General features: G+C 73.6%; 10 protein-coding genes and 3 tRNA genes. 8 read left to right on the top strand and 5 right to left on the bottom strand.

Going from position 1 to position 12,772, the window contains the following annotated elements; genetic code table 11:
* Positions 1-21: 21 nt before the first annotated feature.
* On the bottom strand, positions 22-1,668 hold the full coding sequence (locus tag AB0B20_RS01290; protein ID WP_357467188.1) for a hypothetical protein: 1,647 nt from the start codon (positions 1,666-1,668) through the stop codon (positions 22-24).
* A gap of 215 nt (positions 1,669-1,883) precedes the next feature.
* On the opposite strand from AB0B20_RS01290, the gene AB0B20_RS01295 reads away from it, so the two are divergent.
* From AB0B20_RS01295 to AB0B20_RS01310, 4 genes are all read left to right on the top strand, one after another.
* Entirely contained in the window at positions 1,884-2,687 is an 804-nt protein-coding gene (locus tag AB0B20_RS01295; protein ID WP_210898861.1) for a fumarylacetoacetate hydrolase family protein, read from the top strand.
* A 107-nt stretch (positions 2,688-2,794) separates the two neighbouring features.
* Positions 2,795-2,866, top strand: a tRNA-Gln gene (locus tag AB0B20_RS01300).
* A 77-nt stretch (positions 2,867-2,943) separates the two neighbouring features.
* A tRNA-Glu gene (locus AB0B20_RS01305) sits at positions 2,944-3,016 on the top strand.
* 152 nt (positions 3,017-3,168) lie between these two features.
* A tRNA-Glu gene (locus AB0B20_RS01310) sits at positions 3,169-3,241 on the top strand.
* Positions 3,242-3,532: 291 nt separating this feature from the next.
* On the opposite strand, the gene AB0B20_RS01315 is transcribed toward AB0B20_RS01310, so the two are convergent.
* Entirely contained in the window at positions 3,533-4,219 is a 687-nt protein-coding gene (locus AB0B20_RS01315; RefSeq protein WP_013284529.1) for an IclR family transcriptional regulator, read from the bottom strand.
* Between the two features lie 49 nt (positions 4,220-4,268).
* On the opposite strand from AB0B20_RS01315, the gene leuC reads away from it, so the two are divergent.
* The 4 genes from leuC (at position 4,269) to AB0B20_RS01335 (ending at position 9,263) form a co-directional block, all read left to right on the top strand.
* Positions 4,269-5,711 (top strand): 3-isopropylmalate dehydratase large subunit, encoded by a 1,443-nt coding sequence (leuC, locus tag AB0B20_RS01320; RefSeq protein WP_357388145.1) that lies wholly within the window; start codon positions 4,269-4,271, stop codon positions 5,709-5,711.
* Positions 5,712-5,726: 15 nt separating this feature from the next.
* Complete coding sequence (gene leuD, locus AB0B20_RS01325; RefSeq protein WP_357467198.1) at positions 5,727-6,314, top strand: 3-isopropylmalate dehydratase small subunit; 588 nt, start codon at positions 5,727-5,729, stop codon at positions 6,312-6,314.
* A gap of 160 nt (positions 6,315-6,474) precedes the next feature.
* The gene (locus tag AB0B20_RS01330) at positions 6,475-7,095 is read left to right on the top strand and encodes an HU family DNA-binding protein (protein WP_357388141.1); all 621 of its coding nucleotides are present in this window, start codon (positions 6,475-6,477) and stop codon (positions 7,093-7,095) included.
* A 134-nt stretch (positions 7,096-7,229) separates the two neighbouring features.
* The gene (locus AB0B20_RS01335) at positions 7,230-9,263 is read left to right on the top strand and encodes an endonuclease/exonuclease/phosphatase family protein (protein ID WP_357467203.1); all 2,034 of its coding nucleotides are present in this window, start codon (positions 7,230-7,232) and stop codon (positions 9,261-9,263) included.
* Between the two features lie 34 nt (positions 9,264-9,297).
* Here the strand turns inward: AB0B20_RS01335 and AB0B20_RS01340 are convergent, their stop codons facing one another.
* From AB0B20_RS01340 to AB0B20_RS01350, 3 genes are all read right to left on the bottom strand, one after another.
* Positions 9,298-10,215 carry an NUDIX hydrolase gene (locus AB0B20_RS01340; RefSeq protein ID WP_357467206.1) on the bottom strand — a complete coding sequence of 306 codons (918 nt, stop codon included), beginning with the start codon at positions 10,213-10,215 and terminating at the stop codon, positions 9,298-9,300.
* A 7-nt stretch (positions 10,216-10,222) separates the two neighbouring features.
* Positions 10,223-12,355: an RNA degradosome polyphosphate kinase gene (locus AB0B20_RS01345; protein ID WP_357467563.1), complete on the bottom strand. Its 2,133-nt coding sequence runs from the start codon at positions 12,353-12,355 to the stop codon at positions 10,223-10,225.
* Positions 12,356-12,571: 216 nt separating this feature from the next.
* Positions 12,572-12,769 (bottom strand): cold-shock protein, encoded by a 198-nt coding sequence (locus tag AB0B20_RS01350; protein ID WP_357390117.1) that lies wholly within the window; start codon positions 12,767-12,769, stop codon positions 12,572-12,574.
* Positions 12,770-12,772 lie beyond the last annotated feature (3 nt).

The following is a 12,772-nucleotide window of genomic DNA, read 5'->3' on the forward strand; positions in this document are numbered from 1 at the left end:
CGACCGCCGCCCGTGCCCGGATCACGTCACGTCCACCCGCACGCCCGCGGAGAAGACGCCGCTGCGCAGCTCCAGCCGCTTCGGCGGCTCGTCCCCACGCATGGTGAACACCAGCGGCAGCAGCACCCGCCGCCCGGCTGCCACCGGCTGGGTGAAGACGTCCCGGCCCAGGTTCGCCACCCGGGTCGCGTCCTCGTCGGCGGCCACCCAGTTCCCGCTCGGCAGGTACGCGCGCTGCAACTGCCCGTGCCACGTCTGGTCCTCGGACGTGAGGTTGCGCACCCCGATCGTGGCCAGGCACGGCCGGCCGCCACCGGGCGCCGGAGGCAGCACGTCGGCGCCGCAGCTCAGCCGGTAGACGGTGAACTCGAACGCGTTCTCGCGCAGTGGCTGGCCCAGCGCGCCGGTGACGCTGGTGCCCACCCACGCGCCGCTCGTCGGCTGCTTGGTGGTGTCCATCGCGGCCACCCGCTGCGTGGCCGACCAGGCCGCCGCGCCGACCACACCCGCGAGCACGGCCGCGGCCACGCCGACCACGAGCCAGACCGGCGGCCTCCGACGGCGGCTCGCGGGCGACGGTACGGACGTCCGCGGATAGACGGTGCCCCGCTCGACCGGCCCTCGACCCGGACCGCCTCGGGCCGGCATGCCCTGACCCGGTCCGCCCTGACCCGGCATGCCCTGACCCGGCATGCCCTGACCCGGCATGCCTTGGGTCGGTCCGCCTTGGGTCGGTCCGCCCTGACCCGGCATGCCTTGACCCGGTCCGCCTTGGGCCGATCCGGCCTGGCCCGGCCCGCTTTCGCCGGGTATGCCGAGGCCGGGCACGACGCCGGTGTGGCGGGCACCGCCTCCGGGGGCGCCGGTGGGTGTCGCGCCGCCTCCGGGCGTACCCCCGGCAGGTGTCGTCCCGCCGCGGACCATGACGCCGGGCGCGGCGCTTCCCGCCGCCGCGCGCCGGCGGCGCCGCACGGCCCACCACAGCACGCCGGCGGTGACCACCAGCAGCGCGGTGAACGCGGCGAGCAGCACGGGCGGCCGCCGCCAGGCCGGGGCGGCGGTGATCTGGGCCGCCGGAGCCGTCGCGGCCCCCACCCAGGTCGCCGTGGCGCAGTCGAACGGGCGGGTGCCGTCCGTGCCGTAGACGCAGGTGGGCGCGGTCACCGACCGGCCCTGGCCGGGAACCGACAGCGCGGTGTGCACCGTGGTGGTGCTCTTGGCCGGCAGCCGCAGCCGCCAGGTCACCTCACCGGCGCTCGCCCCGGCGGGCCGGCTGGCCCGGCCACCGCCTGTCACAGCGGTGGCCCGCGACCCGTTCGGCAACTCCTGCCGGACCATCGTGTCGACGGGTGCCGTGCCGGCGTTGCGGACCTCGATCCGGTACCCCGGCGCCGGGGTACCCGACGCGCCCACCGCCACGCTTACCGGGGGCATCGTCGGCCGGACCTGCGCCGGGCCGGTGGTCGGCACCGCCGGGGGCACCGCCGGCACGCCGGTCGGGATCGGGGTGGCCGCGGCACCGGGGATGACCGCCGCGGGCGGGGCCGGATGGGCGGGGGCGGCGGCCGCGCGGGGCGTCGCCGGGGACAGCGCCGGTACGGCGGCGATGACGCCGAGGCAGTTCACGAACACTGCCAGGGCCCTGTGGTGTCGTCTCGATGCAGGCATACCAACGAACCTCCGGACCCGAAGCTATGGGCCGGGGACCGCCGGGCGGGTACGAAGCCGCCATTCCCGCCCCGTCCGGCGCGATCGCGCGTACCCTGCCGCGACGTCGCCGTGTGGAGGCCGGCGGCTGCCGGTGCGGGTGGGCCGCGCGGCGGCCGGGCACGCCGCCTGCCGGTGTCCGCCGGGCTGCGGCCGGGCGGGGATAGATTGGCCGGGTGCGTATCGCTCGTTTCGCTCATGCCAAGGGAATGTCGTTCGGGGTCGTCGAGGGCGAGCCGGAGGCCGGGCCGCAGGGCCTGACCATCGCCGAGATCGAGGGCCACCCGTTCGGACAGATCCAGTTCTCCGGCGCCCGCTGGGCGCTCTCCGACGTCCGGCTGCTGTCGCCGATCCTGCCCAGCAAGGTGGTGTGTGTCGGCCGCAACTACGCCGAACACGCCGCCGAACACGGCAGCGAGGTGCCGAAGGAGCCGCTGCTCTTCCTCAAGCCGTCCACCTCGGTGATCGGCCCACGCGACGCCATCCGTCTGCCGATCTTCTCCAAGCAGGTCGAGCACGAGGCGGAACTCGCCGTGGTGATCGGCGCCCCGGGCGCCCGCCGGGCCGACCGGGCCGCCGCCGAACGGGCCATCTTCGGCTACACCTGCGCCAACGACGTCACCGCGCGGGACCTCCAGCGTTCCGACGGGCAGTGGACCCGCGCCAAGGGCTTCGACTCGTTCTGCCCGATCGGGCCGTGGATCACCACCGGGCTCGACGTCAGCGATCTGGAGATCCGCTGTGAGGTGGGCCGCAACCCGGAGGAGATGGAGGTACGCCAGATCGGCCGGACCAAGGACATGGTGTTCGACGTACCGGGGCTGGTGTCGTACATCTCGCACGTGATGACGCTGCTGCCCGGCGACGTGGTCCTGACCGGCACGCCGGCGGGGGTTAGCCCGCTCACCGAGGGGGATACGGTCACCGTGCGGATCCAGGGGATCGGGGAGCTCAGCAACCCTGTCGTCCCGGTCGCCTGATTCGGTCCGATGCCTCGTTTCCGCTGGTCAGATGGGGTTCGAGGGGTTGGATTTGGCCTGTCGGCACCGGGAGGGTAAAGTTCATTCCCGGCGCCGCAAGGGGCCAATGGGGTATGGGGTAATTGGCAGCCCGACTGATTCTGGTTCAGTTAGTCTAGGTTCGAGTCCTGGTACCCCAGCGCAACCGAGGGTTCGCAAGAACCCTCGGACGCTGGATTCCGGCAGCTCACCGCTGGCGGAGTGCAATGAAGGTTCTGGCCCCGTCGTCTAGCGGCCCAGGACGCCGCCCTCTCAAGGCGGTAGCGCCGGTTCGAATCCGGTCGGGGCTACAGCACCGACAGCCCGTCCCGTTGTCCGGGGCGGGCTTTCTGCTGTCCGGCCCCCGTGCGCAAGGGGGTGACCCCCTCCGCGTGACGCCGGACGGATGCCGCTAGACTACTGCCACGCCGCCCGGCAGGGCGGTGAAGCACGAAAAGTGCCTGGCCCCGTCGTCTAGCGGCCCAGGACGCCGCCCTCTCAAGGCGGTAGCGCCGGTTCGAATCCGGTCGGGGCTACGTCATCGAACGGCCCGTCTCGCGTCGAGCGAGGCGGGCCGTTCCGCATTCCCACCCCCGCCCGCCCCGGCCCCGCCCCGGCCCTCCCCCCGGTGATCAAGGAGTTTGGGTCACCCTTGCCGCCCCGATACGCCGCAAACTCCTTGATCAGGGGCGGGGGGAGGGGTGGGCGTGTCGCCGTTCCGGGCAAGCGAAGATCTTGGTACGAAACGGCCCCTCCAGGGACTGAACAGCCCCTCCAGGGGCCGTTTCGTACCAAGATCTCGCAGCCGGGCAGCCGGGCAGCCGGGGTTAGAGGCCGGAGAGGCGCTGGCCGGCCCGGACGACGGCCATGGCGTGGCGTTCGCCGGGGCGGCGGCCGAGGCGCTCGATCGGGCCGGAGATGCTGATCGCGGCGATCACCCGGCCGGTGCGGTCGCGGATCGGCGCTGAGACGCTCGCCACACCCGCCTCCCGCTCGGCGACGCTCTGGGCCCAGCCACGCCGCCGCACCTCGGCCAGCGTGCGGCCGGTGAACTTGGAGCGGGGGAGCAGCGGCATGACCGCCTCCGGGGGCTCCCAGGCCAGCAGGATTTGCGCCGCCGAACCGGCTGTCATCGGCAGCACCGAGCCGACCGGGACGGTGTCCCGCAGGCCGCTGGCGCGCTCGGCGGCGGCCACGCAGATCCGCTCGTCGGCGCGGCGCAGGTAGAGCTGGGCGCTTTCGCCGGTGGCGTCCCGTAGCGCGGCGAGCAGCGGCTCGGCGGCGGTCAGCAGCACGTCCGGGGCCGCGTTCGCCAACTCGCCCAGGCGTGGACCCGGGCGCCAGCGCCCCTGGGTGTCCCGGACGAGCATCCGGTGGATCTCCAGCGCCTGTGCCAGCCGGTGCGCGGTGGCCCGGGGCAGCTTGGTGCGTTCAACGAGTTCGGCCAGGCTGGCGCCGTCGACGCAGGCGGCCAGGATGACCACCGCCTTGTCGAGAACGCCGACACCGCTCATACTGTGTCCCACAAGCCGAAATTTACCTCCCAGAATTTAGGATGTCCAGATGGTGGGAGTCACTCAACCGAGGACCCTGGCCGAGAAGGTCTGGGACGCACACGTGGTCCGCTCCGCCGACGGCGAGCCGGACCTGCTCTTCATCGACCTGCACCTGCTGCACGAGGTGACCAGCCCGCAGGCGTTCGACGGGCTGCGTCTGGCCGGGCGCGGGGTCCGCCGTACCGACCTGACGATCGCGACCGAGGACCACAACACCCCGACCGGGTACGACGACCCGGCGTTCCGCTCCCGGCGCGGCGACCTGCTCACGATCGCGGACCCCACCTCCCGCACCCAGATCGAGACGCTGCGCCGCAACTGCGCCGAGTTCGGCATCCGCCTGCACCCGCTGGGCGACGAGAACCAGGGCATCGTGCACGTCATCGGCCCGCAGCTGGGCCTCACCCAGCCCGGCATGACGATCGTCTGCGGCGACTCGCACACCGCCACCCACGGCGCGTTCGGGGCGCTGGCGTTCGGCATCGGCACCAGTGAGGTCGAACACGTCCTGGCCACGCAGACGCTGCCCCAGGCCCGCCCGAAGACCATGGCCGTGAACGTCGTCGGCGAGCTGGCGCCCGGCGTCACCGCCAAGGACCTGGTGCTCGCGCTGATCGCGCAGGTCGGCACCGGCGGCGGGCGCGGACACATCGTCGAGTACCGGGGCGAGGCGATCCGCGACCTCTCGATGGAGGGGCGGATGACGATCGCGAACATGTCCATCGAGTGGGGCGCCAAGGCCGGCATGATCGCGCCGGACGAGACCACGTTCGCGTACCTGAAGGGGCGGCCCAACGCTCCCCAGGGCGACGACTGGGACGCGGCGCTGGAGTACTGGCGGACGCTGCCCACCGACGAGGGCGCGACCTTCGACACCGAGGTCACGCTGGACGCGAGCCGGATCACGCCGTTCGTCACCTGGGGCACCAACCCCGGGCAGGGCGTGCCGCTGGGCGCCGCCGTGCCGAGCCCGGAGGACTTCGTCACGGAGCCGGAGCAGGTAGCCGCCCGGCGGGCCCTGGAGTACATGGACCTCACCCCGGGCACGCCGCTGCGCGACCTCGCGGTGGACGTGGTGTTCGTCGGCTCCTGCACCAACGGCCGCCTGGAGGACCTGCGGGCCGCCGCCGAGGTGCTGCGCGGGCGGCGGGTCGCCGAGGGCGTACGCATGCTCGTGGTCCCCGGCTCCGCCGCGGTCCGGGAGGCGGCCGAGATCGAGGGGCTGGACAAGGTCTTCACCGACGCCGGCGCCGAGTGGCGCTTCGCCGGATGCTCGATGTGCCTGGGCATGAACCCGGACACCCTGAAGCCGGGCCAGCGCTCCGCCTCGACCTCCAACCGCAACTTCGAGGGACGGCAGGGCCGGGGCGGGCGTACGCACCTGGTGTCCCCGCCGGTCGCCGCCGCCACCGCGGTGGTCGGCCGCCTGGCCGCTCCCGCCGACCTGTAGAAGGGCAGCCGAGAGATGGACAAGTTCACCACCCACACCGGCACGGCCGTGCCGCTGCGCCGATCCAACGTGGACACCGACCAGATCATCCCGGCGGTGTACCTCAAGCGGGTGACCCGGACCGGTTTCGCCGACGGGCTGTTCAGCGCGTGGCGGGAGGACCCGGCATTCGTGCTCAACGATTCGGCTCATTCGGGCGCGTCGATTCTGATCGCCGGTCCCGAGTTCGGCACCGGATCCTCCCGGGAGCATGCCGTCTGGGCGCTGCGGGACTGGGGCTTCCGGGCCGTCATCTCGCCTCGCTTCGGCGACATCTTCCGGGGCAACGCGCTCAAGGAAGGACTCCTTCCGGTAGAGCTGGAATTGAAAGCCGTCGAGGAACTGTGGGGCCTCGTGGAATCGGAGCCGAGCACTCCGATCACTGTCGACCTCGCCGCCCGCCAGGTCCGCGCCGGGGACGCCACCTGGGCCTTCCCGCTGGACGACCACAGCCGCTGGCGGTTGATGGAGGGCTTGGATGACATTGGACTCACCCTCCGGCACCAGGCCGAGATCAGTGCCTTCGAGGCGTCCCGGCCGTCGTTCCTGCCGTCGGTAGCCTGACCGCAGACGGCTTCTCGCCCCCACCGGTGTATCCGGTGGGGGCGAATCCGTTGCGACACAAGGGCTTTTTTCCACCGAATGTTTGTGTCCAGGCAGCACAGGGCATACCGTGCGCGCAGAATGGCTCGCGTCGAGTCAGTTGCACAATCGGGAGGAAGTCGTGAACAAGGCCGAGCTCATCGAGGCGCTCGCCGTTCGCCTGGGGGACCGGAAGACGGCGACGGCCGCGCTCGACGCGGTTCTCGCTGAGGTCCAGGCGGCGGTCACCAAGGGCGAGAAGGTGGCGATCACCGGTTTCGGAGCGTTCGAGAAGCGCGTCCGGGGAGCCCGAACAGCGCGCAATCCGCGAACCGGCGAGGCGGTGAAGGTCAAGAAGACCTCCGTCCCGACGTTCCGGGCCGGCGCGGGCTTCAAGGAGATGGTGGCCAGCGGCAAGGTGCCGAAGGACACCGCCGCCGCGAAGAAGACCACCGGGGCCGCCAAGGCGACGGCGGCGAAGACCACCGGCGCCGCGAAGAAGACCACGGCGGCGAAGGCCACCAAGACCACCGCGACCAAGAAGGCCGCGCCGGCGAAGAAGGCCGCCGCGACCAAGACCACGGCGGCGAAGAAGACCACGGCGGCGAAGTCCACCGCGGCGAAGAAGACCACCGCGGCGAAGAAGACCACCGCCGCCAAGAAGACGACCGCGGCGAAGTCCGCCACGGCCAAGAAGACGACGGCGGCGAAGAAGGCCCCCGCGAAGAAGGCGCCGGCCAAGAAGGCCGCCACCCGGCGCTGACCGGACGACCCGGCAAAGGGCGCCCACCGTTCGCGGTGGGCGCCCTTTCGCACGGGTACGCGTTGACCACCCGCCGTCGCGCGCCGCAGAATCGCCGTGCCGAAAACCCCCGTCGGTCACGAGAAGAGGCGCCCGTGCGGCACCGTCACCTCTCCACCCTCACGCTCGCGCTCGGTATCGCGGTTCTGCTGGACGTGCTGCGAGTCTGGCTGCCGTCGGTCATCACCCTGTTCGGGCGGGCCGCCGAGACGCCCGCCGAGCTGCTCGGCGCGTTCGCGCTCGGCTGGTTCCTGCTGGCCCTCGCCGCGCCCACGCTCGTACGCCGCGTCGGCGCCGGCCCGGTCGGACTCGTCGCCGCGGGTGTGCTGGCGGCGGCCCGGCTGGCGCTCACCGCGCAACCGGGCGGCCCGGCCCAACTCTGGCTGGCCTGCGCCGGACTGCTCGCCGGCCTGGTCTGGCTCGCCGCTGTCGCCGCGTCGGCAGCGCGACCGGTTGCCGGGCTGGCGCTCGGTCTGGCCGGCAACGCCGTCGGCCACGCCCTGCTGGGCACCGAGGATCTGGTGTGGCGCGGCGGGACGCTCGGCTGGAGCCTGAGCGTCCTGCTGGTGTCGGCGTTCCTGGCCGCGTCCACTGCGGCGCGGCGCGAGCGGACGGCCGCGCCGGCGGACGTGAGGGACGGGGAGCGGACGGCCGCGCCGGCGGACGTGAGGGACGGGGAGCGGACGGCCGCGCCGGCGGATGTGAGCGACGGGGAGCGGACGGCCGCCCCGGCGGCGGATGTGGTGGACGGCGACGCCGGGCCGCGCGCGCCCACCCCGGGCCGCCGGGCCTGGCTGCTGTGCGGGCCGGCGCTGTTGCTGGCCGGCCAGGTGGCGCTCGTCCCGGCGCTGTGGAGCGCCGCCGCCGGTGGCGGATCGCCCGACTTCCCCGGCCTGGCCCGCCCCGGCAACGGCGCCCTGCCGGGCGCGCTCGCGGTGCTGCTGTTCCTGGCGACGGCGTTGTTCCGGGCACCGATGCGCCTGGCCCGGGTGGTGTGGCCGCTGGCGCTGCTCGCCGGTTCGGTGCTGTTCGTGGCCGGGCGTCTCGTCCCGGCGTACCTGCTCACCGCCGCCGGCCTCGGCGGCTGCCTGGCGCTCACCGACTCGGCCGCCGACGACGACCGGGCCGCCGACGACGGGCGGGCGGGGGCGCGGCGCGGGCGGGCGGCGGCGCTCGGGATGCTGGTGTTCGCGGTGGCCACGGTGGCCTACTACGCCGCCTACGACCTGGGGTACCCCAACGGGTGGGCACCGGTCGCCACGGCCGTCCTGGTGGCTCTGGTGGCGGTCGGCGCGTCCCTCCGGCCCGGCGTGACGTCATCCGCCCCGGCGCTGCCCACCACGGCCCGGGTGGCGGCCCTGGGCGGCCTGACGGCGCTGGCCGGGCTCGCCGCCACGCTGCACGTGCCGCCCACCACCGCCCGGGCCGCCACCACCCCGGCGGCGGTGCGGGTCGCCGCGTACAACATCCGGATGGGATTCGGCCTGGACGGCCGGCTGGACCTGGACGCGGTGGCCCGGGAACTGCGCGGCGCGGACGTGATCCTGCTCAGCGAGGTCGACCGGGGCTGGTGGCTCAACGGCGGCCACGACACGCTGGCGTCGCTGGCCGGGCGGCTGGGGATGCCGTACGTCTTCGCGCCCGCCGCCGACCCGGTCTGGGGCGACGCGGTGCTCAGCCGCTTCCCGGCGCGCTCCGGGCAGACCCGGCGGCTGACCGCGCACGGTGCGCCGACCGGTGCGCAGGCGCTCGGCGTCACGCTCGACCTCGGCGGCCGGGAACTGGCAGTGGTGGCCACGCACCTGCAACCGCCGCCCGGCCGGGATCCGGTCGAGCAGGCGGGCGAGGTGGCCGCGTTCGCCGGCCGGTACGCGAACGGCCGTCCACTGGTGCTCGGCGGCGACCTGAACACCGAGCCGGACGACCCGGCGTTCGCCGAGTTCACCCGCGCGGGTCTGGTGGACGCGCTGGGGCCGGCCCGGCCGTTGCGGACCAGCCCGGCCGACGATCCGCGCACCCAGATCGACCACGTCTTCGTCTCGCCGGGCCTGACCGCCACCGAGGTACGCGCACCGCGCACCGAGGCCAGCGACCACCTCCCGGTGACGCTCACCGTCACGCTGCCCTGAGGGCCGCCACCACCGGCGCCGGCCGCGGCAGGTCTCACAACCGGTCGGGGAGGACCAGCCGGTCACCGGCGAACGGCAGCAGCCAGCCGCCGCCCTTGGCGGTGGTGAAGTCGTCGTCCACGCGGCCGGTGAGCCGTTCCAGCGCGCCCGGGATCACCTTGCCCTGGCTGCACACCGCCACCGTCCCGGCGGCCTGCGCCAGCGCGGTCAGCCGCGCCGCGGCCGCCAGCGCGCACTCCTCGGCCTGCTGGCCCGGCACCGGCTCGTCGAAGTCGCCGCAGACCTCGATCGGCAGGTCCAGCCGGGCCGCCGCCGGGTCCAGCGTCTGCACGCAACGCCGGGCCGAGGCGGAGAACAGGTGCGCCGGGCGGACCAGCGCGACCAGCGGGACCAGCGCCCGCGCCTGCGCCCAGCCCTGCTCGTCCAGCGGGCGGCCGTGGTCCGGGCCGGTCCAGGTGCCGCGCTTGCCGGCGTGCGCGTGCCGGACCAGCAGCACCGTCGCGGTGACCGGCGGCAGCGGCGCGAACGCGGCGATCACCTCGGCGTCGTGCGGGTAGCTGACGCGGCGTACCGCGTCGTCGACCGGGAACCAGGCCACGTCGTCGACCTCGGTGCCGGGCTGGAAACCGCCGGTGCCGACGGCCCGCATGGACCAGTAGTCGACCGCCTTGGCGTGGCCCTCGCTGCGGTAGCGGACCGTGGGCAGGCGTGCCTGCGGCACGGCGCGTACGTCGGTCTCCTCGGCCACCTCCCGGACGGCGGCCACGAGCGGGTGCTCGCCGCGGTCCAGCTTGCCCTTCGGCAGCGACCAGTCGCCGTACCGGGGGCGGTGCACCAGGCACACCTCGACGCCGGCCGGACCCGGGCGCCACACCACGCCGCCCGCGGCCCGGATCCGTACCGGTTCGCCGTCGCTCACCCGCTCACCGTATGCCCGCCCGCCACGCGCCACGGCCCGCTCAGTCCGCCCGTCCGCCGACCCGGCGCAGCAACAGATCCTGCAGGTGGGTGAGCGGTGTGTGGCCGTCCCCGGTACGGCGGTGCCAGGTGCCGTCCGGGGCCAGCTCGAACGCGTCCACGTCGGGATCGAACGCGGCGGTGAGGACGTGGTCCAGTTCCGCCCGGGCCACCGGGTCGCTCACCTGCACCAGCGCCTCCACCCGGCGGTCCAGGTTGCGGTGCATCAGGTCGGCCGAGCCCATCCAGAACTCGGCGTCGCCGTTGTTGCCGAACCGGAAGATCCGGGAGTGTTCCAGGAACCGGCCGAGGATCGAACGGACCCGGATGTTCTCCGACAGCCCCGGCACACCCGGCCGCAGCGTGCACATGCCCCGGATCAGCAGGTCCACGTGCACGCCGGCCCGCGACGCGCGGTAGAGCGCGTCGGTGATCTCCTCGTCCACCAGGGAGTTCACCTTGAACTGCACCAGCCCCGGCATGCCCAGCCGGACGTGTTCGATCTCCCTGTCGATGCGCTCGATCAGGCCGCTGCGGATGCCCTGCGGCGCCACCAGCAGCCGCCGGAACGCGGTCTGCCGGCTGTAGCCGGTGAGCACGTTGAACAGGTCGGTCAGGTCGGCGCCGATCTCCGGGTCGGCGGTGAGCATGCCGAAGTCCTCGTAGAGCCGGGCCGTCTTCGGGTGGTAGTTGCCGGTGCCGATGTGGCAGTAGCGGCGGATCTGGTTGCCCTCCTGGCGTACCACCAGTGCGGTCTTGCAGTGCGTCTTGAGCCCCACCAGGCCGTACACCACATGGCAGCCGGCCCGTTCCAGCGTGCGCGCCCAGCCGATGTTCGCCACCTCGTCGAAGCGCGCCTTCAGCTCCACCAGCACCACCACCTGCTTGCCGGCGGCGGCGGCGTCGACGAGCGCGTCCACGATGGGGGAGTCGCCGCTGGTGCGGTAGAGCGTCTGCTTGATGGCGAGCACGTTCGGGTCGGCCGCCGCCTGCTCGACGAAGCGCTGCACGCTGGTGGCGAACGAGTGGTACGGGTGGTGCACAAGCACGTCGCCGTCGCGCAGTGTGGCGAAGACGCTGCGCGGTACCTCGCCCTCGGCCAGCCGCGGATGGGTGGCCGGCACGAACGGCGGGTCCTTCAGGTCGGGCCGGTCGGCCTCACCGTAGAGCTGCCAGAGCGCGGAGAGGTCGAGCAGGCCCCGCACCCGCAGCACGTCGTGGCCGTCCATGTCCAGCTCGCGGACCAGCAGCTCCAGCATGTGGTCGGAGATGGAGGCGGCCACCTCCAGGCGTACCGGCGGGCCGAACCGGCGCCGGGCCAGTTCCCGTTCCAGCGCCTGGAGCAGGTCCTCGTCGCGGTCCTCGTCCACCTCCACCTCGGCGTTGCGGGTCACCCGGAACAGGTGGCACTCGACCACCTGCATGCCGGAGAACAACTGGCCCAGGTGCACCGAGATCAGGTCCTCGACCGGCAGGAACCGCACGCCCGGCTGGTCGCGGTGCACCCGGACGAACCGGGGCACGTTGTTCGGCACCTTGACCCGGGCGAACAGCTCCGGGCCGCCGTCCGGGTCGCGTACCGACACGGCCAGGTTCAGCGACCGGCCGGAGATGTACGGGAACGGGTGCGCCGGGTCGACGGCCAGCGGGGTGAGCACCGGGAAGATGTGCTCCCGGAACCAGGTGCGCAGCCGCTCCCGCTCGGCGTCGTCCAGGTCGCTCCAGCGCAGGATACGGATGTCCTCGGCGGCGAGCTTCGGCAGCACGTCGTCGACCAGGCAGGCGGCGTGCCGGGCGACCAGCCCGGCCGCCTTCTCGGTGATCAGTTCGAGCTGGGTGCGCAGCGGCAGCCGGTCACCGCCGCGTACCGGCAGGCCGGCGGAGAGCCGCCGCTTCAACCCGGCCACCCGGACCATGTAGAACTCGTCCAGGTTGCTGGCGAAGATGGCCAGGAACTTCGCCCGTTCCAGCAGCGGGGTGCGCGGGTCCTCGGCGAGCGCCAGCACCCGGGCGTTGAAGTCGAGCCAGGACAGCTCCCGGTTGAGGAAGCGGTCCTCCGGCAGCGGCGGCACGGCCGGCGGGGCGGCGTCGGACTCGTCGGCCGGGCCCTCGACCGGGTCGAGCGGCTCGTCCAGCCCGGTCGCGCCGGCCGCGTCCGGGTCGGCGCCGAGGCGCTCCTCCGGGGGCCGGGTCTGGCGGAACCGCCCGTCCGGGCCCCGGGTGGGGTGGCCGTTGCGGGGCGTGCCGGGGTCGAGGATCGGCGGCGGACCGTCGGGGTGCTCGCGAGGGGTGCTCACCACCTCATGATTCCCCGAAGAGGGTGAACGGAAAATGAACTCGGGCCAGGTTGTTCACGCCATCGTCGGCAAGGTCACCCGGATCACCTCGCCGTCGGCGTCCCGCTCGATCCGGACACGCTGCCCCAATCGGAGCAGCCGCAACCCGGAGGCGTCGAACGCGCGGGCCGGGAACGCCAGTTCGGTGCCGTCGTCGAGCAGCAGCACACCGCTGCGGGTCGACGCGTCGTAGGTCGCCACCGTGCCCTGCATGCC

This window comes from Micromonospora sp. NPDC049151, from assembly GCF_040648395.1.
In the GTDB taxonomy this organism is placed as follows: Bacteria; Actinomycetota; Actinomycetes; order Mycobacteriales; family Micromonosporaceae; genus Micromonospora.

What these genes read in the sequence shown, in the direction of transcription:
- AB0B20_RS01350 (WP_357390117.1), bottom strand. Translation starts at nt 12,769, where the DNA reads ATGCAGGGCACGGTGGCGACCTACGACGCGTCGACCCGCAGCGGTGTG.
- AB0B20_RS01315 (WP_013284529.1), bottom strand. Translation starts at nt 4,219, where the DNA reads ATGAGCGGTGTCGGCGTTCTCGACAAGGCGGTGGTCATCCTGGCCGCC.
- leuC (WP_357388145.1), top strand. Translation starts at nt 4,269, where the DNA reads ATGGTGGGAGTCACTCAACCGAGGACCCTGGCCGAGAAGGTCTGGGAC.
- AB0B20_RS01290 (WP_357467188.1), bottom strand. Translation starts at nt 1,668, where the DNA reads ATGCCTGCATCGAGACGACACCACAGGGCCCTGGCAGTGTTCGTGAAC.
- leuD (WP_357467198.1), top strand. Translation starts at nt 5,727, where the DNA reads ATGGACAAGTTCACCACCCACACCGGCACGGCCGTGCCGCTGCGCCGA.